This window comes from Solirubrobacter pauli (assembly GCF_003633755.1).
GTDB lineage: Bacteria > Actinomycetota > Thermoleophilia > Solirubrobacterales > Solirubrobacteraceae > Solirubrobacter > Solirubrobacter pauli.
In genome coordinates, this window is sequence record NZ_RBIL01000002.1 from 667,680 (window position 1) to 691,387 (window position 23,708).

The 23,708-nt window shown below is 71.3% G+C and carries 24 protein-coding genes and 1 tRNA gene; 14 read left to right on the top strand and 11 right to left on the bottom strand.

Annotated elements, in window-relative coordinates:
- The first annotated feature begins 4 nt into the window (after window positions 1-4).
- Genes C8N24_RS23030 through C8N24_RS23050 form a run of 6 tightly spaced genes read left to right on the top strand, consistent with a single transcriptional unit; the run spans window position 5 to window position 5,784 of the window.
- A complete protein-coding gene (locus C8N24_RS23030) occupies window positions 5-547 on the top strand; it encodes a HEAT repeat domain-containing protein (RefSeq protein WP_121254544.1) in 543 nt (180 codons plus the stop codon).
- A gap of 58 nt (window positions 548-605) precedes the next feature.
- Window positions 606-2,513 (top strand): universal stress protein, encoded by a 1,908-nt coding sequence (locus tag C8N24_RS23035; protein ID WP_121254546.1) that lies wholly within the window; start codon window positions 606-608, stop codon window positions 2,511-2,513.
- Window positions 2,510-2,683 (top strand): hypothetical protein, encoded by a 174-nt coding sequence (locus C8N24_RS34235; protein WP_170179339.1) that lies wholly within the window; start codon window positions 2,510-2,512, stop codon window positions 2,681-2,683. The genes C8N24_RS23035 and C8N24_RS34235 overlap by 4 nt, the downstream gene beginning before the upstream one ends.
- Window positions 2,680-4,662: an amino acid permease gene (locus C8N24_RS23040; protein WP_170179340.1), complete on the top strand. Its 1,983-nt coding sequence runs from the start codon at window positions 2,680-2,682 to the stop codon at window positions 4,660-4,662. The genes C8N24_RS34235 and C8N24_RS23040 overlap by 4 nt, the downstream gene beginning before the upstream one ends.
- Window positions 4,646-5,101: a potassium channel family protein gene (locus tag C8N24_RS23045; protein WP_121254550.1), complete on the top strand. Its 456-nt coding sequence runs from the start codon at window positions 4,646-4,648 to the stop codon at window positions 5,099-5,101. Before C8N24_RS23040 ends, C8N24_RS23045 begins: the two co-directional genes overlap by 17 nt.
- Entirely contained in the window at window positions 5,101-5,784 is a 684-nt protein-coding gene (locus tag C8N24_RS23050; protein ID WP_121254552.1) for a potassium channel family protein, read from the top strand. Before C8N24_RS23045 ends, C8N24_RS23050 begins: the two co-directional genes overlap by 1 nt.
- 173 nt (window positions 5,785-5,957) lie before the next feature.
- On the opposite strand, the gene C8N24_RS23055 is transcribed toward C8N24_RS23050, so the two are convergent.
- Window positions 5,958-6,716, bottom strand: a complete 759-nt coding sequence (locus C8N24_RS23055; protein WP_121254554.1) for a helix-turn-helix domain-containing protein — start codon at window positions 6,714-6,716, stop codon at window positions 5,958-5,960.
- Window positions 6,717-6,869: 153 nt separating this feature from the next.
- On the opposite strand from C8N24_RS23055, the gene C8N24_RS23060 reads away from it, so the two are divergent.
- From C8N24_RS23060 to C8N24_RS23070, 3 genes are all read left to right on the top strand, one after another.
- A tRNA-Gln gene (locus C8N24_RS23060) sits at window positions 6,870-6,941 on the top strand.
- Window positions 6,942-7,025: 84 nt separating this feature from the next.
- Window positions 7,026-8,336, top strand: a complete 1,311-nt coding sequence (locus C8N24_RS23065; protein WP_121254556.1) for a 3' terminal RNA ribose 2'-O-methyltransferase Hen1 — start codon at window positions 7,026-7,028, stop codon at window positions 8,334-8,336.
- On the top strand, window positions 8,333-10,807 hold the full coding sequence (locus tag C8N24_RS23070) for a polynucleotide kinase-phosphatase (RefSeq protein WP_121254558.1): 2,475 nt from the start codon (window positions 8,333-8,335) through the stop codon (window positions 10,805-10,807). The genes C8N24_RS23065 and C8N24_RS23070 overlap by 4 nt, the downstream gene beginning before the upstream one ends.
- Before the next feature lie 162 nt (window positions 10,808-10,969).
- On the opposite strand, the gene C8N24_RS23075 is transcribed toward C8N24_RS23070, so the two are convergent.
- Entirely contained in the window at window positions 10,970-12,751 is a 1,782-nt protein-coding gene (locus C8N24_RS23075) for an ABC transporter ATP-binding protein (RefSeq protein WP_245971957.1), read from the bottom strand.
- Window positions 12,748-14,496, bottom strand: a complete 1,749-nt coding sequence (locus C8N24_RS23080; RefSeq protein WP_121254562.1) for an ABC transporter ATP-binding protein — start codon at window positions 14,494-14,496, stop codon at window positions 12,748-12,750. Before C8N24_RS23080 ends, C8N24_RS23075 begins: the two co-directional genes overlap by 4 nt.
- Window positions 14,497-14,575: 79 nt before the next feature.
- Here C8N24_RS23080 and C8N24_RS23085 point away from each other — a divergent pair, with 79 nt between their 5' ends.
- Entirely contained in the window at window positions 14,576-14,875 is a 300-nt protein-coding gene (locus tag C8N24_RS23085) for a hypothetical protein (RefSeq protein WP_121254564.1), read from the top strand.
- 150 nt (window positions 14,876-15,025) lie between these two features.
- Here the strand turns inward: C8N24_RS23085 and C8N24_RS23090 are convergent, their stop codons facing one another.
- The 3 genes from C8N24_RS23090 to C8N24_RS23100 are packed head-to-tail and all read right to left on the bottom strand — an operon-like array spanning window position 15,026 to window position 16,849.
- The gene (locus C8N24_RS23090) at window positions 15,026-16,174 is read right to left on the bottom strand and encodes a glycoside hydrolase family 3 N-terminal domain-containing protein (RefSeq protein WP_121254566.1); all 1,149 of its coding nucleotides are present in this window, start codon (window positions 16,172-16,174) and stop codon (window positions 15,026-15,028) included.
- An 11-nt stretch (window positions 16,175-16,185) separates the two neighbouring features.
- Window positions 16,186-16,473 (bottom strand): metal-binding protein, encoded by a 288-nt coding sequence (locus tag C8N24_RS23095; protein WP_121254568.1) that lies wholly within the window; start codon window positions 16,471-16,473, stop codon window positions 16,186-16,188.
- A complete protein-coding gene (locus C8N24_RS23100; RefSeq protein WP_121254570.1) occupies window positions 16,442-16,849 on the bottom strand; it encodes a VOC family protein in 408 nt (135 codons plus the stop codon). Before C8N24_RS23100 ends, C8N24_RS23095 begins: the two co-directional genes overlap by 32 nt.
- An 86-nt stretch (window positions 16,850-16,935) precedes the next feature.
- Between C8N24_RS23100 and C8N24_RS23105 the strand changes: the two genes are divergently transcribed.
- A complete protein-coding gene (locus C8N24_RS23105) occupies window positions 16,936-17,298 on the top strand; it encodes an STAS domain-containing protein (protein WP_170179342.1) in 363 nt (120 codons plus the stop codon).
- On the opposite strand, the gene C8N24_RS23110 is transcribed toward C8N24_RS23105, so the two are convergent.
- A complete protein-coding gene (locus C8N24_RS23110) occupies window positions 17,267-17,971 on the bottom strand; it encodes an SDR family NAD(P)-dependent oxidoreductase (protein WP_121254574.1) in 705 nt (234 codons plus the stop codon). The two genes, C8N24_RS23105 and C8N24_RS23110, sit on opposite strands and share 32 nt — an antisense overlap.
- Window positions 17,971-18,849 carry a DMT family transporter gene (locus C8N24_RS23115; protein WP_121254576.1) on the bottom strand — a complete coding sequence of 293 codons (879 nt, stop codon included), beginning with the start codon at window positions 18,847-18,849 and terminating at the stop codon, window positions 17,971-17,973. Before C8N24_RS23115 ends, C8N24_RS23110 begins: the two co-directional genes overlap by 1 nt.
- A gap of 26 nt (window positions 18,850-18,875) precedes the next feature.
- On the opposite strand from C8N24_RS23115, the gene C8N24_RS23120 reads away from it, so the two are divergent.
- Complete coding sequence (locus C8N24_RS23120; protein WP_170179343.1) at window positions 18,876-19,742, top strand: LLM class flavin-dependent oxidoreductase; 867 nt, start codon at window positions 18,876-18,878, stop codon at window positions 19,740-19,742.
- Window positions 19,739-19,903, top strand: coding sequence for a hypothetical protein (locus tag C8N24_RS34240; protein ID WP_170179344.1), 165 nt, complete (start codon window positions 19,739-19,741; stop codon window positions 19,901-19,903). The genes C8N24_RS23120 and C8N24_RS34240 overlap by 4 nt, the downstream gene beginning before the upstream one ends.
- On the opposite strand, the gene C8N24_RS23125 is transcribed toward C8N24_RS34240, so the two are convergent.
- Window positions 19,854-20,780, bottom strand: coding sequence for an alpha/beta fold hydrolase (locus tag C8N24_RS23125; protein WP_121254580.1), 927 nt, complete (start codon window positions 20,778-20,780; stop codon window positions 19,854-19,856). The two genes, C8N24_RS34240 and C8N24_RS23125, sit on opposite strands and share 50 nt — an antisense overlap.
- An 82-nt stretch (window positions 20,781-20,862) precedes the next feature.
- Here C8N24_RS23125 and C8N24_RS23130 point away from each other — a divergent pair, with 82 nt between their 5' ends.
- Window positions 20,863-22,632, top strand: a complete 1,770-nt coding sequence (locus C8N24_RS23130; RefSeq protein WP_121254582.1) for a glycerophosphodiester phosphodiesterase family protein — start codon at window positions 20,863-20,865, stop codon at window positions 22,630-22,632.
- 3 nt (window positions 22,633-22,635) lie between these two features.
- Here the strand turns inward: C8N24_RS23130 and msrA are convergent, their stop codons facing one another.
- The gene (msrA, locus tag C8N24_RS23135; RefSeq protein WP_121254584.1) at window positions 22,636-23,289 is read right to left on the bottom strand and encodes a peptide-methionine (S)-S-oxide reductase MsrA; all 654 of its coding nucleotides are present in this window, start codon (window positions 23,287-23,289) and stop codon (window positions 22,636-22,638) included.
- Between the two features lie 31 nt (window positions 23,290-23,320).
- The gene (locus C8N24_RS23140; protein ID WP_147447941.1) at window positions 23,321-23,707 is read right to left on the bottom strand and encodes a hypothetical protein; all 387 of its coding nucleotides are present in this window, start codon (window positions 23,705-23,707) and stop codon (window positions 23,321-23,323) included.
- Window position 23,708 lies beyond the last annotated feature (1 nt).

Below are 23,708 nucleotides of genomic sequence, written 5' to 3' on the forward strand. Positions count from 1 at the left end.
GGACATGGCCAAGAAACGCATCGCCCTAGACCCGAAGGTCAGCTCCGACGACGTCGACAACGCCGCCTGGGAGCTGGACTGGCCGATGGTCGCCACGCTCGAGAAGACCGAGGACCGGCCCAAGCAGGACGTCTACCGCGGGGACGAGGACGACACGCGCGTCTACCTCATCCACGACGACGCCCTCCAGCTCCGCTACCTCTACATCGACGGCCCCAGCGCCGAGAAGGTGGCCAAGGACGCCGCGGGCGAGCTGGACACCGTGAGCGCGAAGGACGCGGAGCAGCGCTTCAAGGCTGCCGGTAGCGCCGACGACCGCGCCACCGCGATCCTCCTGCTGGGCGTGGCGAGCGATGACGGGACGTTGCCTGGAGCGCTCGAGCAGGCGACCGAGGACGAGGCGAAGAGCGTCCGCCGCGCCGCCGTGATCGCGCTCGGACTGGTCGAGAGCTCCGCGGCGAAGCAGCGCCTGAAGGCGATCGCCGAGGGAGATGAGGACGAGGTCGTGCGCGGTGACGCCGAGGCGACCTTGAGGGAACTCGGCTGAGTCGTAACGCGCCGTCAATGGGCGCGCGCACCCATCTCCCTAGAATCGCCCGCGGCATATGGCAAGACGCCGACTAGAAGGACTGGAACGAGTCCTGGGGGTCAACGCCCTCTTCTCGACCGCTTACGGGAACGTCGGCTCCTCCATCTATTACGCGCTCGGCCTCGTGGCCGCGCTGGCGCTCGGCCTCACGCCGATCGTCTTCCTGATCACCGGCATCTTCTTCCTGTGCACGGCCGCCACGTACGCCGAGGCGACCGCGATGTACCCGGAGGCCGGCGGCTCCTCGAGCTTCGCGCGCCGCGCGTTCAACGAGTTCTGGTCGTTCTTCGCCGCCTGGGGCCAGATGCTCAACTACGTGGTGACGGTCGCGATCTCCGCGTTCTTCGTCCCGCACTACCTCGGCAGCGCGTTCGGGTGGGAGGCGCTGCGCCACTCGCCCGGGGACATCATCGCCGGTGCGGTGATCATCGCGCTGCTGTCGCTGATCAACGTCGTCGGCGTCAAGGAGTCCGCCGGGCTGAACATCGCGCTCGCGGTCGTGGACTTCCTCACGCAGGTGCTGCTCGTGGTGGTCGGCGCGGCGCTCGTGCTGGGCGCTGATCCGGGCCAGCTGATCGACAACGTCGAGCTCGGCGTGGCACCGACCTGGAAGGACTTCATCCTCGCGATCCCGATCGGCATGATCGCCTACACGGGCATCGAGACGATCTCGAACATGGCCGAGGAGGCCAAGGACGAGATCAAGACGATCCCGGCCGCGATCAAGCGCGTGGCGATCGCGGTGTTCGCCATCTACTTCACGCTCCCCGCGGTGGCGCTCGTGGCGCTGCCGGTGACGCAGGACCCGGTGACGGGCGAGTACTCGACGCTGCTCGGCCTGTCCGAGGAGGAGGGCGGCTTCGCGGGCGACCCGATCGCGGGCGTGGTCGCGAACCTGAACCTCGGCGCGTTCCAGACCCCGGCCGAGGTCTACGTCGGCATCCTCGCCGCCACGATCCTCTTCCTGGCGACGAACGCGGGGCTGATCGGCGTGAGCCGCCTCGTGTACTCGATGGGCATCCACCGCCAACTGCCGGACCGGCTCCGGCAGCTGCACCCGAAGTACCGGACGCCGTGGATCGGCATCCTGCTGTTCGGCTTCCTCGCGATCCTGATCACGTTGCCGGGCCAGGCGGCCTTCCTCGGGAACCTGTACGCCTTCGGGGCGATGCTGTCGTTCACGATCGCCCACTCGGCGATCATCCGGCTGCGGATCAAACGGCCGGACCTGCCCCGGCCGTACCGCGCGCCCGGCAACTGGAACTTCCGCGGCCACGACCTGCCGCTGTTCGCCTTCCTCGGCTGGTTCGGCACGTTCTCCGCGCTCGTCGTGACGATCGCCCTGCACCCGGACGTGGCGATCACGGGCGTCGTGTGGCTCTCGCTCGGCGTCGTGGTCTACCTGCTGTACCGCCGCTCGCAGGGGCTGGACCTGATCTCCACGCACAAGGTCGCGATCCCGCAGCCGGTCGTCGATCACGAGGCCGAGTACGACTCCGTGCTCGTCCCGCTCAGCGACGGCTACGACGAGTCCGTGATCGCCACGGCCGCCAAGCTCGCGGCCCGCAAGCGGCGCGGCATCCACGTGCTCGCGCTCGTGACCGTGCCGAGCGCGCTGAAGATCGACGCGGCGATGCCGGAGGCGACCGCCGGCGCCGAGACGCTGATCGAGCAGGCGCGCCTGCAAGCTGGCGCGCGCGTGAGCGGCCACGTCGAGCGCGTGCGCCCCGGCCAGGCCGGCCGGCGGATCATCGAGGAGGCGACCGACATGCGCGCGGCCGCGATCGTGATGCCGCTGCCGCGGCGGATCAACGGCGCGTCCGTGTTCGGCAAGACCCTCGAGACGGTGCTCGCCGAGCGGCCGTGCCGGGTGATCATCGAGTCCTCGCCATCCGAGCACCGGCACCAGGAGCTGATCTTGTGAAGGCGCTGCGCGGCTACGTGCTGCCCGCGCTGATGATCCTCATCGGCGTCGGTTTGATCGTGAGGACGATCCTTGGCGGTGGCGGGCCGGTCGCGTTCGGGTTGATCGTCGGTGTGCTGTTCATCGCCGCGGGCGCATGCCGCATCTACGTCGAGCGGGGGCTGCGATGAAGGTCAAGCAGCCGTCGCTGCGCAAGCAGCTCGGCTCGCCCGCGCTGTTCGGGATCGTCCAGGGGTTCATCGCGGCCTCGATCTACTTCTCGATCGGGCTCGTGGCCGAGCGGGCGCTCGGGCTCACGTGGGCGGTCTTCCTCGTGGGCGGGCTGCTGTTCGCGTTCATCGTCCCGGTGTACGTCGAGGGCGCCTCGCTGCACCAGGAGCGTGGCGGCGCGACCGTCATCGCCCGCCACGGCTTCAACGAGCTCGTGTCGTTCATCGCGGGCTGGGCGATCTGCCTGGACTACCTGATCCTCGTGGCGCTGTGCGCGTTCGCCGCCACGGACTACCTCGGGCTGTTCTGGAGCGAGTTCAGCGACGGCCTGACGGAGTTCCTGATCGGCGCGGCGATCGTGCTGGTGGTCGCGCTGCTGGCGATCCGCGGCGGCGGGCCCAAGCGTTTCGAGCGCGCGGCCGTGCTCGTGCTCGGCGACCTCGTGCTGCAGCTGCTCGTGGTCGTGCTCGGCCTGGCGCTGCTGTTCGAGCCCGACGTGCTCTTCAACCCGGCCGCGGTGGCCGGCACGCCGTCGCTCGAGGACGTCGTGTTCGCGTTCCCGCTCGTCCTGGTGGCGTTCAGCGGCATCGACGCGTCCTCCGGGCTCGCCGGGCAGGTGAAGATCGGCCGCGCCGGCCTGCGGCGGCTGATCGGCGTCCGCCTGCTCGCGTCGCTCGTGCCGTACCTCGGGATCGCGCTGGTGGCGTCGTCGGTGCTGCCCCAGACGGGCGGCCGCTGGGTCGAGGCGCCGCTGCTCGGCGTGGCGAACGCGTTCGAGCAGGCGTGGATCCGCGAGCCGCTGCAGTACCTGATCGCGATCTCGGCCGTGCTGATCTTCGTCAGCGCGGCACAGGCCGCGATGCTCGGGCTCTCGCGGCTCGGCTACGCGCTGTCCGTCAACCGGCAGATCCCGTCCGCCTTCGGCTCGCTGCATCCCACCCGCGCCACGCCGGTGGGGATCATCGTCTTCGGCGCGGTCACCGCGATCGCGCTGCTGATCCCAGCCGACCTCGAGTTCCTGGCGGCGATCTGCGCGTTCGGCGCGACGCTCGCGTTCATGATCGTCGGGCTGTCGGTGATCCGCCTGCGCTACCGCGAGCCCGATCGCGACCGGCCCTACAAGATGCCGCTCAACGTGCCGTTCCGCGGCGGCGAGCTCCCGCTGCCGGCGATCGGCTGCGTCGGCCTGTCGGGCGTGGCCCTGGTCGCGCTCCTCGTCGAGCACGGGGCGGCCCGTTGGGTCGGCGTCGTCTGGATGCTCGCCGGGGTATCGCTCTACCTCGGGTACCGGATCTCGCAGGGGAAGGACGTCTTCAAGCGCGTCACCGTGCCGGAGTCGGCGCTGACGCGGCGCCGGGCCCGCGAGGTGGAGTTCGGCTCGATCCTCGTCCCGGTGCTCGGCACGCCGCTCGACGACGACATCATGCAGACGGCCGGCCGGCTCGCGGCCGAGGAGAGCGACGACGAGGCCGGTGCCGTGATCGAGGCGATCTGGGTCTTCGAGGTGCCGATGACGCTCGCGCTCGACGCACGCGTACCCGACGCCGAGCTCAAGCGCGCCCGGGCGGCGCTCAAGCGGGCGAAGGCCGTCGGCGAGGAGTACGAGGGCGTCGAGGTCGCGACGGCGGTGGTGCGGGCGCGCAAGGCGGGCGCGGCGATCGTCAAGGAGGCCAAGCGCCGCGGCGTGGAGGCGGTCGTGCTCGCGGCCGAGGAGCCGACCCGCGTGGGCGGCGGCCTGCGCCTGGGCGGCAAGCCCGGCCTGCACGACACGAGCGTGGGGGAGACGACCCGCTACGTGATCAACAAGGCGACCTGCCGCGTGATCCTCACCGCACCGCCCGCGGCACGCACGCTGGACCCGATGGGTCCGCAGCCGGTGGAGGCGCCGCTGCCGCTCGGACACGCCCACGGCGTGTCCGAAGATGAGCCTGCCCGCTAGGGTTTCGACCGTGTTCGTTCTCGTGGTCGGAGCAGGGCGCGTCGGCGCGGCCCTCGCGACGTCGGCTTTGGGCCGCGGTCATACGGTGTCAGTCCTGGATGAGGATCCGCTCTCGCACGAGCGGCTGGACGTCGAGCTCGGCTCGTCCTGGGAGGAAGCGGGAGGCCGCTTCACGATCGGGACGGCGATGGAGATCGACGCGCTGATCGAAGCCGGCGTCGAGGAGGCGGACGTGTTCATCGCCTCCACCAACGGCGACAACACCAACCTGGTGGTCGCGCAGATCGCGCAGCGGCGCTTCAAGGTCGACCGGGTGATCGCCCGTGTGCTCGACCCGCGTCGCGCGGCGTGGTACCAGGAGCAGGGGCTGCACACCATCTGCCCGACCCAGATCGCGATCGAGCAGCTGCAGCAGGCGGCGCTGGGTGAGGTCGTCTGATGGAGGAAGGGCTCTACGTCATCATCGCGGGCGCCGGCAAGGTCGGCTGGAACCTCGCCCGCGAGCTGCTCGAGAAGGGGCACGAGGTCACCTGCGTCGAGCAGGACCGCCGCCGGTACCTGACGGTCGAGCAGGAGCTCGAGCACGCCGTCCAGTACGGCGACGCGACCGAGCTGTGGGTGCTCGAACGCGCCGGGATCCAGCGCGCGGACCTGGTCGTGGCCGTCACCGGCGACGACGAGGACAACCTGCTGATCTGCCAGGTCGCCAAGGAGAAGTACCTCTGCGAGCGGATCATCGCCCGCGTCAACAACCCCCGCAACCTGGACCACTTCAAGCTGCTCGGCATCCAGCCGGCGGTGAGCGCGACCGACCTGATCCTGCGCCTGATCGAGCACGAGGTGCCGCGCTACGGCCTCGTGCACCTGCTGGACCTGCCGGAGGAGCGGCTCGAGATCATCGAGCTCGTCGTCTCCGCAACGGCGCCTGCAGCCGGGCAGCAGATCCAAGACCTGGGGCTGCCGGACGGAGCACTCGTGATTTCGGTGCTTCGCGGCGGGTCGGGCTTCGTGCCCAAGGCTGACACCGTGGTCGAGGCCGGTGACGAGGTCCTCGTCGTGCTCGATCCGGGCATCGAGCAGGACATCACCGACTTGTTCGTCGGTGACAACCCGCGCAATTGACACGGCGTTTGCCGTAGGATTCGCAACAAGACGCACCTCGACGCCGCCAGAGCGCTACCCCGCGCTCGCCTGCGAACAAAGGGCACCCCTCCGCCCTGGGCCCAGTGGGCATGGGCGGCGCGAGCGGCCAGCGGCCCGTCCCCCCGGGGACGGGCCGCCCCGCCGACTCTTCTCTAAGCCGTGTGGCGCTGGAAGGCCATGCTGCTGTGGTCGTCCACCGGACGCTGACGCGCCTCCGGCGGGTCGCCCAGGAGCAGCCAGCCGCCGTCCGGGCGGCGCTCGACCTCACCGCGGGCGATCAGCTGACCCAGCGCGGTGGTGACGGACGGGCGACGGGCGCCGACCATGCCGGCGAGCGTGCGGTGCGGCAGGCGCAGCGAGACGACGACGCCGCCCGGGGCGACGCGGCCCCAGCGCTCGGCGAGGCACCAGAGGAGGGCCAGCAGCCGGTCGTCCACACGGGTGAGGTGGGCGATGGCCTGCATGACCACGAGCCGCTCGGCGCGCCGCGCGGCCCGCTCCACGAGCGACGCGAAGATCTCCGGCCACTGCGCCGCGCGGACGGCGAGCGCCTGGTCGATCACGGCGAGCCGGACCTGGCTCAGCGCGCTCCACTCGACGGTGCGCGGGAGCAGGACCTCGGCGTCCCGGTCCTCCCAGGCCCGCAGCAGGTCGCCCGGGCCGAGCAGCTCGGCGCACGGGTGATCACCGACGATCGCCTCGCGGACCAGTAAGCCGTCGAGCACGAGGAGACCGATCGGGTTCGTCCCGCCGGCCAACGCACGAGCCGGCGACCATGGGCCGCGTGGCACGTCGATCGAGCGCGCGAACAATCGCTGGCTGACCTCGCGCACGCGACGCGGGTCCAGCCCGCGAGCGAGCTCGGGGTCTGCTTCCAACAGCTGAACTGAGCCGTTCCCGGCGTCTGGCATGCGAGCGAAGTTCCTCGTCGATCGCGCGGGAGCGGCTGCCCCCGCTAGGCCGAGCTTCAATGTAGCGCCGAGAATACCTGCGCGGAAGCCGTTTGGCGGTGTCGTTGCCGTAACCGCGCTCCGAGCTTCCTATACTGATCGCCGCGCACCCGTTGCCGGGTGGTGTAATTGGCAACACGCCAGATTCTGGCTCTGGTATTTGGGGTTCGAGTCCCTGCCCGGCAGTACGAGACGGCCCCGAGAGGGGCCGTTCGTCGTTAAGGAGTCGAACCCGATCTGGGAGCGACCGGTCCGGTACGGTCCCGCGCCGTGCTCCTGACCCTCTCGACCACGCACCGGCCCGCCACCGACCTCGGGTTCCTGCTGCACAAGCACCCCGACCGGGTGCAGGCGTTCCGGCTCCCGTTCGGCACCGCGCACGTCTTCTACCCGGAGGCGACCGAGGAGCGCTGCACGGCCGCACTGGTGCTCGAGATCGATCCGGTCGGCCTGACGCGTCGCGGCAAGAGCGCGTTCGCGCTGGCCGACTACGTCAACGACCGGCCGTACGTGGCGTCCTCGCTGCTCAGCGTGGCGCTCGTGTCCGTCTTCAAGAGCGCGCTGGACGGCCGCAGCCCCGAGCTCGCCGCGACGGCGATCCCGCTGGTGGCCGAGCTGCCGGCCGTGCCCGCCCGCGGCGGGGAGGACCTCGTGCGGCGCCTGTTCGAGCCGCTCGGCTACGCGGTCGACGTGCGCGACATCGGCAGCCGGCGCCACGTCGGGCTCGTGCTCACCGCCACGACGAGGCTCTCGGCGCTCCTGACCCACCTCTACGTGCTCCTGCCGGTCCTCGACGACGAGAAGCACTACTGGGTCGACGAGGCCGAGATCGAGAAGCTGATGCGCCGTGGCGAAGGCTGGCTACCGCAGCACCCGGAGCGCGCGCTGATCACACGTCGTTACCTCAAGCACGAGCAGCGCCTGGTCTTCGGAGCGCTGCAGGCGCTGGACGAGGCCCAGCCGGAGGCGGCGACCGACGAGAAGGAGGAGGCGCTCGAGCGTCCCGTGTCCCTGCGCGACCAGCGGCTGGGGACGGTCCAGGCCGTGCTCAAGGCGACGGGCGCGAGGCGCGTGCTGGACCTCGGCTGCGGCGCGGGCGCGCTGCTCGAGCGCCTCGCGAAGGACGGCTACGTCCAGCTCACCGGCGCCGACGTGTCGGCCCGCGCGCTGGAGATCGCCGGGCGACGACTGCGCGACGCGCGCAACGTGACGCTGCTGCACAGCCCGCTCACCTACCGGGACAAGCGCTTCCGCGGCTACGACGCGGCCGCGCTCGTCGAGGTGGTCGAGCACCTGGACCCGCCGCGGCTGCGTGCGCTCGAGCGCAACGTCTTCGGCTCCGCGCAGCCGCCGACCGTGGTCGTGACGACGCCCAACCGCGAGTACAACCGGCTGTGGGAGACGCTGCCCGCCGGGGAGATGCGCCACGCCGACCACCGGTTCGAGTGGACGCGCGCGGAGTTCGCCGCCTGGGCGGCCCAGATCACGGAGACGTACGGCTACGGCGTCCGCTTCCTGCCGGTCGGGCCCGAAGACCCCGAGGCGGGCCCACCCACCCAGATGGCGGTGTTCGAGCGATGAAGATCGAGCTGGGCGAGCCCTGCCTCGTCGTGCTGATGGGCGCCAGCGGCTCCGGCAAGAGCACGTTCGCCGCGCGGCACTTCCTGCCGACCGAGACCGTGAGCAGCGACTTCTGCCGCTCGCTCGTGGCCGACGACGCCAACGACCAGTCGGCGTCGCAGGACGCGTTCGCGGTGCTGCACGAGATCGCGGGCCGGCGCCTCAAGCGCGGCCGGCTGACCGTGATCGACGCCACCAACGTCCAGAAGGAGGCCCGCGCGCCGCTCGTGCAGCTGGCACGCGACCACGACCTGTTCGCGACCGCGATCGTCCTCGACGTGCCCGAGAGCGTCTGCCAGGCGCGCAACGCCACGCGGCCGGACCGCGACTTCGGCGAGCACGTGATCCGCCGCCAGTCGCGCGAGCTGCGGCGCTCGCTGCGCTTCCTGCAGCGCGAGGGCTTCCGGCACGTGCACGTCGTCAAGGAGGGCGCGGAGGTCGAGATCGTCCGCGCGCCGCTGTGGACGAACCGCAGCGTGGAGCAGGGCCCGTTCGACATCGTCGGCGACATCCACGGCTGCCGTGAGGAGCTCGACGCGCTCCTGACCCGGCTGGGCTACGGCGAGGCGGGGCATCCCGAGGGACGTCGGCTCGTGTTCGTCGGCGACTACGTGGACCGCGGGCCCGACACGCCCGGCGTGCTGCGCCGCGTGATGGACCTGCAGGCCAAGGGGGCGGCGATCTGCCTGCCCGGCAACCACGACTTCAAGCTCGCGCGCAAGCTCGGCGGGCGCGACGTGCGGATCACGCACGGGCTCGCCGAATCGCTCGAGCAGCTCGAGGCCGACCCGGTGGACGGCGCCCTGGACTTCCTGAAGGGCATGACGAGCCACGCCGTGCTCGACGGCGGGCGGCTGGTCGTCGCCCACGCCGGCATGCCCGAGCGCTACCAGGGCCGCAGCTCGCGTCGCGTGCGCGAGTTCGCCCTCTACGGCGACACGACGGGCGAGACCGACGAGCTCGGCCTGCCGGTCCGCCTGGACTGGGCAGCGGACTACCGCGGTAACGCGACCGTGGTCTACGGGCACACGCCGGTCGCCGCGCCCGAGTGGCACAACCACACGATCAACATCGACACGGGCTGCGTCTTCGGCGGTGCGCTGACGGCGCTGCGCTGGCCCGAGCGCGAGCTGGTGAGCGTGCCCGCGGCGCGCGAGTACTACGCGCCCGCCCGGCCGCTCACGCCGCTCGAGGAGCGCCCCGACCAGCTGCTCGACCTCGACGACATCGCCGGCAAGCGGATCGTCCAGACCCGCTTCGCGCGGACGGTCACCGTGCGCGAGGAGTCGGCGGCGGGCGCGATGGAGGTGATGAGCCGGTTCGCGATCGACCCACGCTGGCTCGTCTACCTGCCGCCGACGATGGCGCCGACGGCCACGTCGCAGCGGCCGGACGCGCTCGAGTACCCGAGCGAGGCGTTCGCCGAGTACCGGGCTGAGGGCCTCGGGAGCGTGATCTGCGAGGAGAAGCACATGGGCTCGCGCGCGATCGCGGTCGTGTGCCGGGAGGAGTCCGTGGCGAAGGCCCGCTTCGGCGGCGACGGCACCGGCGCGCTGTACACGCGCACGGGGCGCCCGTTCCTCGACGACGCCGAGCCCGCGCTCGCCCGGATCCGCGCCGCCGCGGACCGCGCGGGCCTGTGGGAGTCGCTCGCGAGCGACTGGTTCGTGCTCGACTGCGAGCTGCTGCCGTGGTCGGCCAAGGCACAGGAGCTGATCGAGCGCCAGTACGCGCCGGTGGGCGCGGCGGGGACGGCGGCGCTGGCCGCGACGACCGAGACGCTGCGGACGGCCGCCGCCCGTGGCCTGGACGTGGCCGCGCTGCTGGAGCGCACGGCGGGTCGCGCCGCGCGCGTCGGCGGCTACGTGGACGCCTACCGCCGCTACAACTGGCCCGTCGCCGGGCTCGAGGACCTGCGGCTGGCGCCGTTCCACGTGCTCGCCGCCGAGTCGGGCGCGTTCGCCGAGCGCGACCACGGGTGGCACCTGGAGCTGTGCGACGCGCTCGTCGCCGCCGATCCGGACTGGATCCGGCGCACCGAGCGGCGTGTCGTCGACCTCACCGACCCCGCGAGCGAGGCCGCCGCCACCGCCTGGTGGGAGGAGCTGACCGCGGGCGGCGGCGAGGGCATGGTGGTCAAGCCGCACGCGTTCACCGCGCGCGGCCGGCGCGGGATGGCGCAGCCGGGCATCAAGTGCCGCGGCCGCGAGTACCTGCGGATCATCTACGGCCCCGAGTACGACGCTCCCGACCAGATCGGCCGGCTGCGCTCACGTGGCCTGGGCCGCAAGCGCAGCCTGGCCTCGCGCGAGTTCGCGCTCGGCATCGAGGCGCTGGAGCGCTTCGTGCGCGGCGAGCCGCTCTACCGCGTGCACGAGTGCGTGTTCGCGGTGCTCGCGCTGGAGTCCGAGCCGGTCGATCCGCGCCTCTAACCGCCGCTTTACCGCGAGGAAACCGGCTGAGCCGAAAGTGCCGCCCATGAAGAAGATCAAGGTCATCGCGACCACCACCGCCCTGACGCTCCCGATCCTGCTGCCGACCATGGCGCAGGCCAAGGCCTCCTGGACCTAGAGCATGCCCTGGTCTCGTAGCCGCTAGGCCGCGGCCTGCTCGCGCCAGTCCTCGTGGAGGCGCCAGTAGTGCCCACCCGCCGCCAGGAGCTCGGCATGCGTGCCCTGCTCCACGATCCGCCCGTGCTCCATGACCACGATCTGGCCCGCCCGCTCGATCGTGGAGAGCCGGTGCGCGATGACGATCGCCGTCCGGCCTGCGAGCAGCCGCCGCAGGCCGGCTTCGATCTTGGACTCGGTGTGGACGTCGACGTTGGACGTGGCCTCGTCGAGGACGAGGATCCGCGGATCGGCGACCAGCGCCCGCGCGAACGCGACGAGCTGCCGCTGCCCCGCCGAGAGCTGGACGCCGCGCTCGCCGACCGGCGTGTCGTAGCCGTGTTCCAGCCCGGCGATGAAGTCGTCGGCACCCACGGCCGCGGCCGCCGCCCGCACTTCCTCGGCTGACGCGTCGGGGCGCCCGAACGCGATGTTGTCGGCGATCGTGCCGCTGAACAGGAACGCCTCCTGCGGCACGATCCCCATCTGCGAGCGCAGCGAGGCGGCGGTGACGTCGCGCAGGTCGTGGCCGTCCACGCGCACGCTGCCGCTCGTCGGGTCGTAGAAGCGGGCGACGAGCTTGGCGAACGTCGACTTGCCGGCGCCGGTCGTGCCGACGAGCGCGACGGTCTGGCCGGGCGGGACCGTCAGCGTCACGTCGCGCAGCGCGTAGGCATCGCCGCCGTAGGAGAAGGAGACGTCGTCGAGGACGATCTCGCCGCGCAGGCGGGGCAGGACGGTCGCGTGCGGCGCGTCCGCGAGGTCGGGCTCCTCGTCGAGCAGCTCGAAGATCTTGTCCAGCGCCGCCATCCCCGCCTGGTAGGTCGTGTACAGCTGGCTGAGCTGTTGGATCGGGTCGAAGAAGTTGTTCAGCGCCGCGAGGAAGGCGACGAGCACGCCGATCGTGATCTCGCCGTTGAGCGCCTGGACGCCGCCGTAGAACAGGATCCCGGCGGTGGCGACGGCCGACAGCAGCTCCACGCCCGGGAAGTACGCGGCGTTGAGGTTGACCGTCTTCATGTTCGCGCCGCGGTTCTCCTCGTTGAGCTCCTCGAAGCGGCGCAGGTGGCGCGGCTCCTGCGCGAACGTCCGCACGACGCGGATGCCCGACAGCGTCTCCTGCAGGTAGGCGGTGATCGCCGCGACCTTCTCGCGCGTGGCCCGGTAGGCGTCCGCGGAGATGATCCGGAACGCGAACGACGCGATGCCGAGCACGGGGAAGACGGTGTAGGTGATCAGCGCGAGCTCGGGGTCGAGCGCGAACAGGATCGCGGCGGTGCCGATCAGGGTCAGCGAGGAGCCGAACAAGGTCACGATCCCGTCGCTGACGAGCGTGTCCAGCGCCTCAACGTCATTGGACATGCGCGAGATCAGCACGCCGGCGCGCCGGCGCGAGTAGAAGCCGACCGACATGCCCTGCAGGTGCTGGAACAGCTGGATCCGCAGGTCCTGCAGCGCTCGCTGGCCGATCCAGCCGACGAGGTAGGTCTGCGCGTAGGTCGCGGCCCAGTAGGCGACCGCGGACACGAGGAACGCGACGACGATCCACGTCAGCGCGGCCATGTCCTTCGGGACGATGCCGCTGTCGATCGCGAGCTTGGCCAGCGGCGGCGGCGCCAGGGCCGCGGCGGTGGCGATGATCAGCGACAGGAACATCAGCGCCACGCGCCCGCGGTACGGCGACAGCAGCACGATCAGGCCGCGCAGCTTGCGGGCGCGGCCGGACGTGGCGCGCCAGCGCCGGATCAGATCGTCGCGACGCGTCACAGCCCCGCCACCTTCGCCTCGTTCAGGCACACCTGGTCGACGAGGCCCTTGGTCGCGATCTCGTGGTAGAGCGGCGAGCGCGTGAGCAGCTCCTCGTGCGAGCCGCGCGCGACGACGCGGCCCTTCTCGAGCACGACGATGTCGTCGGCGAGCGCGATCGTCGAGAGGCGGTGGGCGATCACGAACGTGGTGCGGCCCTCCATCGCCTCGCGTAGGGCGGCCTTGATCTCGCGCTCGGTCGTGGCGTCCACCGACGAGGTGGCGTCGTCGAGGATGAGGATGCGCGGGTCGGCGAGCAGCGCGCGGCCGATCGCGATCCGCTGGCGCTGGCCGCCGCTGAGGGTCAGGCCGCGCTCGCCCACGCGGGTGTCGTAGCCGTCGGGCAGCTCGTCGATGAAGCCGGCGGCCTGGGCGCGCTCGGCGGCGTGCCGGATCTCGTCGAGCGTCGCGTCCGGTCGCCCGTAGGCGATGTTGCCCGCGACGGTGTCGCTGAACAGGAACGGGTCGTCGTCCACGACCGCGATCTCGCGGCGGAGGGAGACGAGGTCGACGTCGCGCACGTCGGCGCCGTCGATCCGCACGGAGCCGCTCGTCGGGTCGTACAGGCGCGAGAGGAGCTGGACGAGGGTCGTCTTGCCCGAGCCGGTGGCGCCGACGAGCGCGACCGTGGAACCCGGCTCCACCTCCAGGCTGACGTCGCGCAGGGCGTCGGGGCCGGAGCCGTAGCCGAACGTGACGTCGCGCAGCTCGACCCGGCCGTTGCCGGCGGGGAGCGGCGACGCGCCGCTGACGATCGTCGGCTCACGGTCGAGGATCTCGAACAGGCGGGCGCCGGACGCGCTCGCGCGCTGGGCGAGGCCGAGCGCGACGCCGAGCATCCGCATCGGGCCGATCAACATCAGCAGGTACGTGTAGAACGCGGTGAAGTCGCCGAGCGTCAGCGTCCCGTTCATCACCTGGCGGCCGCCGACGAGCAGGATCACGGCCAGGCCGAGCTGCGGTAGGAAGGCGAGGAACGGGTTGTAGAAGGCGCGCAGCCGCGTCGCGATCATCGACTGGTCGAACACGCGCGCGACGTTGCCGCGGAACCGGGTGAGCTGGCGCGGCTCGGCGGCGAACGCCTTCACGACGCGCACGCCGGAGATGTTCTCCTCGACGTCCGCCGTGACCTCGGCGATCCGCTGCTGGACCTCCTGCAGGGCGGGGCGCGAGCGGCGGCCGTAGCGCGTGGCGACGACGACCACGAACGGGACGGGGATGAGCGCGAGCGCGGCGAGCCCGGGGGAGAGGATGAACATCGCGACCGCGCCGAGCAGGATCGTCAGCGCCGACTGCAGGATGAAGACGAGGCCGTAGCCGAGGAAGAAGCGCACCGAGGACAGGTCGACGGTCGCGCGCGACATCAGCTGGCCGGTCTGCTGGCCGGCGAAGAAGCCGAGCTCCAGCTTCTGCAGGTGGCTGTACAGGAGCGTGCGCAGGTCGTACTCGATCGCGAGCGAGACGCGCCCGGCGACCAGCCGGCGGGCGACGGACAGCGCCAGGCGCCCGACCGCCACCACGACGACGGCGATCGCGAGGTTGCGCAGGCCGTCGCGGTCCTTCGCCTCGATCTGGTCGACGGCGCGGCCCGTCAGCCACGGGATCGCGACGGTGCAGACCATCGCGGCCGCCGCGAGCACGAGCGACCAGATGACACCCGACTTGTACGGGCGCAGGAAACCGAGGAGTCGACCAAAGGTGTGCACGCAACTAACAGGGTAGGCGGAGGGTCGCCCGAGTTCTGTGCGCAGTTGGTCTTAGGACTTCCGTAAGATCGCGCCTCGCATGACTTCTGACCCGATCGCTCTCCGCAACCGGTTCGCCTACGTCAAGGGCGCGTGGGACGAGAACCTGCGCGGCGTCAAGATTCCTCCGCTGGGCGAAGGCACGGCCGAGGAGAAGATCGAGCGGCTGGAGCTCGCGCTCGTGGACGAGATGCGCAACCGCGCCACGCCCGAGAGCGCCGAGCAGGTCGCCGACGCCATGTGGGGCCTGGTGCACGCCCGCCCGGACAGTGACCCCGTCAAGCAGCGGGTCACCCAGCATCACGAGGAGCTGGCGAAGCTCGGCCATCGCAAGATCTGAACCCGGGGCACTGCAGGACCGGCAGCCGTGGGTACTTCGTGTAGCCGGGTTCACCCGCGAGTCCGCGTTCGCACAGGCTGAACACGGACCCGCGCGTATTTCGGATCACGCGCTGGTGGGTGCAGTGACCGCAGAGGCCGAACGGCGCGTTCACGAGAGCGCGCGCTGGAGCGCGAGCACCCGGGAAGCGGACGTCCGCACGCGCTCGCGGAAAGCCTTCGAGCGCTGCGCCTCCGCCACCAGCGCCCGGAACGCGCGCAGCCACGACTGCTGGCCGGTGGTGAGCACGATGTCGTTGCCGGCCTTGACCGACCGCACGGCGATCTCCTCCGTCTCGCCGGTGGCGCGGACCGCCGCCGCCTCGATCGAGTCCGTGATGATCACCCCCTGGTACTTGAGCTGCTTGCGCAGCAGCCCGTCGAGCACCTTGGGCGACTGCGCGGCGATCCGGCTGGCGTCCAGCCGCGGGTAGCGCGCGTTCGAGCTCATGATCAGCGGCACCTTGGCCGCGATCGCCGCCTTGAACGGCTCCAGGTCCTTGGCCGTCGGCCCGCCCGCGATGCTGGCCGACCCCTGATCCGTGTTCGTGGCCGTCCCGCCGAGCCCGGGGAAGTGCTTCGCGGTCGCCGCGACGCCGCCGGCCCGCCAGCCCTCGATCGCCGCCTTCGTGGCTCGCGCCGCGGTGGTCGCGTCGGTGGAGAACGCGCGCCCGCCCATGGCCGCGTTCGGGACGCTCGGCACGTCTGCGACCGGCGCGAGCGTGACGTTCAGCCCGTGCGCCTTCAGCACCTGCGCGGCGGCCTTCGCGTCCCGGCCCGGCACCTGCCGCGCCTGCCCGACCTGCGGCGGCGCCCACTTCAGGTTGCGGATGTCCCCGCCTTCCTGGTCCGTGCAGATGATCGGCGTGACGTCCCCGCTCGCCTTCCGCAACGACCGCGTCAGCCGCTTGAGCTGCGCCGCGTCCGTGATGTTGTCCCCGAACAGGATCGCACCGGACGTCCACCGGTTCTTCAGCGCGTCCTTGACGTACCTGGGCGCGGTCGTCCCCTGGAACCGCAGCACCACCAGCTGCCCCACCTGCTGCTTGAGGCTGAGCTCGTCGACGGGGTCCTTGTCCGGCGCCACGGTCGCGTCGGGCGTGGCGACGGGCTCGGGCGTGCCGACCACCTCGGAGACCTCACGCGGCGTGGGCGCCTCGTCGCTGCCGCCGGCGCCGATGGCCGCGCCGGTGACGAGCGCGAGCGCGGCGGCGGAGAGCACCGCCGCGCGGCGGCGGCGAACGACGGGCGGCGACGGCACGGCCGATCAGGCTAGCCGCCGCGCGCGGCCTTCCACGCGCGGTACTCCGCCCGCATGCACGCACCGCACGGTCGGTAGCCCGCCGCCACGGCCGTCGCCTCGTCGGCGAAGAACACGCGGAACTTCGGCTCGAACCCGCGGCGGAGGAAGGACAGCGCCACGCCGCAGTCCAGGCGGCCGTAGACCTTCTGGCGGGAGTGGCCGCCGAGCAGGCCGGGCGTCGTGCTTTCGTAGGGCACGCCGTCCGGCCCGAGCAGCCGGTACGTCTCAGTCGTCTTGCGGGGTCTTGAACTCGCCACCGTCGATCAGCTCGATCCTGTATCCGTCCGGGTCCTGGACGAAGCAGATGCGGCCGATCTCGGGGCGTCCTCCAGGGGCGAAGGGCGGCTTCTCGGGCTCGACGCCGATCTTCGCCAGCTCTTCCAACAACGCGTCGAGGTCGTCGACCGTGAGGGCGATGTGGTTGTAGCCGTCGCCGAGGTCGTAGGGCTCTTCGCGGCCGATGTTGACCGTGAGCTCGAGGGTGTCCGAGTCACCCGGGAGGCCCATGTAGATGTTGTAGGCCGTCTCGAACTGGAGCTTGCCGCGACGCTCGTAGCCGAGGGCCTCGTAGAAGGCGACCGAGGCGTCCGGATCGAGCACCCGCACGCACGTGTGGACATAGCGCTTGGACATCGCGCCGAACCCTACGCCACACGGGGTTGAAAACGCCCGAAGGGGGGCACTGTCAGCTTCGAGACATGCTCGAGAGAGGAGCAGGCATGCAGGGTTTCGGCCTCATGATCGAGGAGCTGGACGCTGGTGCGGTGCGGATCGCGCTGCGGGGGGAACTGGATCTCGCGCACGCGTACACGTTCGACGAGGAGCTGCGGCGCGTCGAGGACATGCGGCCGACGACCGTCGTGCTCGACCTGCGCAAGCTCACCTTCCTGGATTCGTGCGGGCTCGCGCGGCTCCTGGCGGCCCGGCGGCGCGCCCGCCGCTCCGGCCACCGGCTGCTGCTGGTGCGCGGGCCGGCGACGATTCAGCGGCTGTTCGCGCTGTCCGCGGTCGATGAGGCGTTCGAGATGGTGAGCGAGCTGCCGGAGGCGCTCACGGCAGCCAGCGGTCACCCGCCGGCGTGACGACCAGCTCGTGGGTGTAGGCGCGGGGCGACTGCCCCGCCAGGTACTCCACGGCCCGGGCGATCTGCGCCTGGTCGGCGGTCTCGTTCTCGTCGCGCCCCGCGGTCATCGCGGCGGTCTTGGGGGAGTCGATCGTCGCGTCGACGACCAGCAGCGCCACGTGCACGCCGTCCTCGCGCAGCTCCTGCGCCGCGGCGTGGACCAGCGCCTTCGTCGCGTGCGCACCCGCCGCCCACAGCCCCCGGCCGGCCATCGCGCGCCGCGCGCTCCCGCCCGTCACCTGGATCAGCGTCTTCGCGCCCACGCGCACGCCCTCGCTCAGGAACACGAACGCCTGCTCGGCGACGGCACCCGTCCAGCCGCGGAAGTCCTCGACGCTCGCCTCGCGCAGCGTGCCGCCGCCGAACGGCCCAGGCTTGGTCGGCCGCGCCGCGGACACCGCGTTGACGATCACGTCGATCGGGCCGAGCTCGGCGCGGGCACGCTCCAATGCCGCCCGCAGCGACGCCGGGTCGGACGCGTCGGCCTCCAGCGGCAGCCCGCCCGCGGCCCGGACGGTCTCCAGCGTCTCCGCCGACCGCGCGACCGCCGCGCCCTGCCAGCCGTTGGACAGGTGGTGCGAGAGGATCGCGCCACCGAGATTGCGGGCGCCGAGCACGACGATCGAAGGCATCAGCGCATCCTCGCAAACCGGAACTGCGCGACCACGATGCCCGCCACGACCAGCATCGCGCCGAACACCGCCAGCGCCGTCACCGGCTCGTCGCGGAAGATCGCCCCCAGGGCCAACGCCCCGAACGGGATGATCATCGAGATGAACGACGTCGTCACCGCCGGCAGCTCGCGCAGCAGGATCGTCAGCGTCACGAACGTGAAGCCGGTGCCGAGCACGGCAAGGTAGAGGATCGAGCCGATCGACGCCGCCGACCACTCGGTGGCGCCCCAGTCCTCGGTCGGAGCGCTCACCGCCAGCAGCAGCACGCCGCCGGTGATCATCGCCCAGCCGTTCATCACCAGCGCATCGAGCCCTTCGCTCCGCTTCTTGATCGCGATGTTCCCGATCGCCGACGCGATCGGCGAGCAGACCACGGCCAGCGCGGCGAGCGCCGTGTGCTCACCCGTGCCGAGGTCCAGCGACTCGCTGAACGCCAGCACCAGCCCGCTCAGCGCGATCAGCACGCCCACGATCAGCCGTGGCCGCAAGGGCTCGTTCGGCAGGAAGATCGCCGCCAGCAGCGCCACGTAGAGCGGCAGCACGCCGAACAGGACCGCCGCCAGGCCGGAGGTCACGTACTGCTCGGCCCAGTAGATGAGCCCGTAGCACGTCGCGAACGGCAGCACGCCCACGAGCGCCGACAGCAAAAAGTCCGTGCGCAGCGAGCGCCCGAGCGCGACGGCGGCGACGAGCACGCCGACGCCCGCCAGCGAGAACCGGATCCCGGCCCCGAAGAACGGGGCGACATCCTCCAACCCGACCGCGATCACGACCCACGTGCTCGACCACACGAGGACCAAGGCGGCGTACAGCGTCCAGACCAAAGCGCGCGACATCGGCGCGAGAGGGTATGACTCTGCTCGTGAGAGTCGCCCTGATGATCGAAGGCCAAGAAGACGTGACCTGGGAGGACTGGGTCGCGCTGGCCGATGCCTGCGAGCGCTCCGGGATCGAAGCGCTGTTCCGGTCCGACCACTACCTGAGCGTGATGGGGGAGGGCGAGCGCGGCGCGCTCGACGCCTGGGCCGTCATCAACGCGCTCGCCGCCCGGACCACGACGTTGCGCCTCGGCACGATGGTCTCGCCGACGAGCTTCCGCCACCCGTCGGTGCTCGCGCGGCTCGCGATCGCCGCCGACCACGTGTCCGGCGGCCGGATCGAGCTCGGGATGGGCACGGGCTGGAGCGAGGTCGAGCACACCGCGTCCGGCTTCCCGTTCCTGTCGATGAAGGAGCGCATGGACGTGCTGGAGGAGCAGCTCGAGATCGTCCACGACGGCTACTTCGGTGATGGTGAGGCGTTCAGCTTCAAGGGCGAGCACTACGAGCTGACCGACCTCAAGGCCCGCCCGCGCCCGGTGCAGACGCCGCACCCGCCGCTGATCATGGGCGGCGCCGCCGGGCCGCGCGCCGCGCGCCTCGCCGCCCGTTACGCCGACGAGTACAACACGGTGATGCCGACGCTCGACGAGATCCGCGAGCGCAAGGCCAACATCGATGCGGCGTGCGCGAAGGCCGGCCGCGAGCCGATCCCGTTCACGGTCATGACCGCGGCGTCCGTCGGCAAGGACCACCCGGACGCCACGGAGACGTGGATCAACGGGTCCGTGGAGCAGGTCAAGCAGCGGTTGGCCGAGCTCGAGCAGGCGGGCGTGTCCGGCGTCTACCTGCAGATGCAGGACCACCGCGATATCGCGATGGTCGAGCTGATCGGCCGGGAATTGGCATGAGCGACGACGACGACTGGACCGGCGAGCCGCCGGAGGGCCGCTACACGCGGGACCGGGCCAAGCCCGACCACTGGGCCAAGCAGTGGCAGGGTGGCGCGATCACCGGCGGGGTCATCCTGCTGCTGTTGCTCGTGGTGGTGCTGATCCTGCTGCTCGGCTGACGTTCGCCCGCTCGGCCGTCTGCGTGATCGCGCCGATGATCTGCGGCCACGCGCCGCGCGGCAGGCCGTGGCCCATGCCGTTGATCTCCACGAGCGTCGCGCCGGGGATCGCCCGCGCCGTGGCCCGCCCGCCCGAGGGCCGGACGAGCCGGTCCTCGGCGCCGTGGATGACGGTCGCGGGGACCTTGAGCTTGCGCAGCTCCGGCGCCCGGTCGGGGTCGGCGACGATCGCGCCCAGCTGACGGGACGAGCCGCGCGGGTTGTGCCCGCGGTCGTAGGCACGCGTGGCGATGTCGCGCAGGTCCTCGACGTCGGGCTCCCAGCCCGTGCCGCCGAGCTTGGTGAACATCTGCACGCCGTGCTCGATGTACTTCTCGCGCTCCTTCGGGGCGGGGCGCAGCAGCACCGCGTACATCGTCAGCGCCGGCTGGCCGTGCCAGAAGTCGCCGGAGTTGGACATGATCGACACGAGCGAGAGCGTGCGTTCGGGGTGCTCGATCGCGACGCGCTGGGCGATCATGCCGCCCATCGAGGCGCCGACGATGTGCGCCCGCTCGATCCCGAGGTGGTCGAGCACGCCGACGCTGTCGCGCGCCATGTCGCTGAGCGTGTAGGCCGCGGCGCTCCGCGAGCGCAGGGCGAGCTGCTTGAGCGTCGGCACCGGAAGGTCGTCCAGTCGCGAGGAGCGGCCGATGTCGCGGTTGTCGTGCCGGATGACGAAGTAGCCGCGGGCCGCGAGCTGCTCGCAGAAGTCCTCGTGCCAGGCCAGCATCTGCGTGCCGAGGCCCATGATCAGCAGCATCGCGGGGTCCGACGGGTCCCCGAACGTCTCGTAGCAGATGTCGATCTCGCCCACCCTGGCGAACGCTTCGGCCATCTGCCCAAAGCTACCCAAAGATGTTGGCGTCCGGTGAAGGCGCCGCCGAATCTCACAGATCGCGCGTGAGGATGCCGCGCCGATGAGGCTCCTCACGACGACCCTTGCCCTTGCGCTCGCGCTGCCCGCGACCGCGATGGCCCAGACCCCAGCGCTGGCGACGGACTACCGCGCGCACGGCGACGATGCCCGCATCCTCGTCGCCGCCCACCGCGGCTACTGGCGCGGCGCGCCCGAGAACTCCCTGCCCGCGTTCGAGCAGGCGATCAGCCACGGCGCGGACATGATCGAGCTCGACGTCATGCGCACGTCCGACGGCCAGCTCGTGCTGATGCACGACACGACCGTCGACCGCACGACCGACGGCACCGGCTCGGTCGCGTCCAAGACGCTCGAGCAGATCAAGGCGCTGCGGCTCAAGAAGGGCTTGGGCGGCGCGCAGGCCGAGGTCACCGGCGAGCGGATCCCCACGCTCAAGGAAGCGCTGCGGCTGATCGACAACCGCGCGCTGATCAACCTCGACAAGGCGTGGGCCTACCGCGACCAGATCCTGCAGGAGCTGATCGAGACCGGCACGGTCGAGACGGCGGTGTTCAAGTCCAACGCGCCGGTTGCCGACGTGCAGACCTTCCGCGCCAAGGACCCGCGGATCCTCTACTCGCACATCGTCGAGGACGGCAACGCAGCGTCGCTGAACGGCTTCGGCACCAACCCGCCGGACTCGTACGAGATCGTCTTCGACCGCCTCACGGACGCGCAGATCCAGCCCGCCGCGGTCGCCGCCGCGAAGCGGCAGAGCCGCATCTTCATCAACACCATGTGGTACGGGCTCGCCGGCCGCTACACGGACGAGGCGTCGCTGATCGATCCCGCCCGCGGCTGGAAGCCGGTCATCGAGCGTCACCTGGCCGACGTGATCCAGACCGACAACGTCGACGACCTCAAGCGCTACCTGCGCGGCATCGACGTGACCCGCCCGGCCGACCCGGCCAACGCGATCCGCGTCCAGGGCGAGGACTACTCGACCGACGGCAAGGGCGTCGGCTACGCGGACACCGAGGACGCCAACCAGGGAGGCACCGTGTACCGCCCGGCCGAGGGCGTCGACGTCTGCGACCAGCAGGGCGCGCTCGTGGTCTGCTGGATCCGCGGCGGCGAGTGGCTCAAGTACGACATCGAGGTCACCCGGCCGGGCGCGTACCGCGTGTCGGGGCGCTTCAGCAGCCCCTACCGTCCCGCCGGAAAGATCACGCTCGAGCTGCCCGGCCGCTCGCAGACGGTCGACATCGCCTCGACGACGTCGCACGACGCGTTCATGGCGCAGGAGCTGATCCCGTCGGTCGAGCTGCCCGCGGGCAAGCTCTCCTACTACGTGCGCGTCGACCCGGCCGCGTACCAGAACTTCAACCTCGACTACCTGCAGTTCGACCGCATCACCGATGAGGAGACCGCGCAGCAGCCCGCACTCGTCGGCGGCGTCGTCGCGGGCACGCTGGCGCTGACGCTGGGCACGCCGCCGGCGTTCGGCGTCTTCCAGCCGGCGGTCGACCGCGACTACACGGCCTCCACGACCGCGCGCGTGATCTCGAGCGCGATGGACACGACGCTGTCGGTCAAGGGTGGCAAGTTGGCCAACGGCGAGCACGCGCTGGCCGAGCCGATCGGCGTGCGCGCCGACAACGCCGACTACACGCCGCTGACCGCGCCCGTCGCGCTCAAGACCTGGGACAAGCCGGTGATCACCGACGAGGTGCCGCTCGGCTTCCGTCAGCGCATCGGCGCCGCCGAGCCGCTCCGAACCGGGGCGTACACGACGACGCTGACGTTCACGCTGACGACGACGGCGCCCTAGGCGCTAGGCGCTGAGGCCGACGGGGCACGACACGCCCGTGCCCCCGAGGCCGCAGTAGCCGTTCGGCACCTTGGCCAGGTACTGCTGGTGGACGTCGTCGGACTCGTAGTAGAAGGTGTCCAGCGGCGCGATCTCGGTCGCGATCGGGCCGTAGCCCGCCTCGCGCAGGCGCGCCTCGAACGTCTCCTTGGTGGCCGCGGCGATCTCGGCCTGCTCGGGCGTCGTGGTGTAGATCGCCGAGCGGTACTGGGTGCCCACGTCGTTGCCCTGGCGCATGGCCTGGGTCGGGTCGTGGTTCTCCCAGAAGGTCTTCAGGATCTCCTCGTAGGAGATCTTCTCGGGGTCGAAGACCACCAGGACGGCCTCGGTGTGGCCGGTCTTGGCGGTGCAGACCTCCTCGTAGGTGGGGTTCGGCGTGAAGCCGCCCGCGTAGCCCACCGCGGTCGTGTACACGCCGGGCGTCTGCCAGAACGTGCGCTCGGCGCCCCAGTAGCAGCCCATGCCGACGACGGCGGTCTGGTAGCCGTCGGGGAACGGGCCCTGCAGCGGGGTGCCGAGGACGAAGTGCGTGCTGGGAACCGGCCGCGGCTCGGAGCGACCGGGGAGCGCCTTCTCGCGCTCGACCATCTTGGTCTTGGAAGCGAAGTCGAAAAGCATGTACTTGTCAGTCCGGTGAGGCCCCGATTTGTTACAGGCCTTCTTCTTCCTCTTCTTCGCCGCCGGTCATGGCTTCGAGGAGCTCCAGCGCGGCGGCCTGGGCGGGGGTGACGAGCACCTCGCCGCCGACGTCCTCGAGCTGCGGGAAGAAGCTGGCGTGCACGGCGACCTCGTCGCCGCCGGCGTCCTCGAGCACGATCACGGCTCGGCCCTGGCCTTCGCCGGCGTCGCCTTCACCACCTCCGACCGCTGCGCCGGCCGCGGTGAGCACCGCGACCGCCAGGTCGTGCCAATGCGAGAGCGCGTCCTGGCGCTCCGCATCGGTCATCTGCTCAAGGTGATGGCGATTGCGCTCGGCGAGCGCGGCGACCGCAGCCCCGAGCGGGGCATCGGCCAAGAGGTCGTCGACAGAGGACACC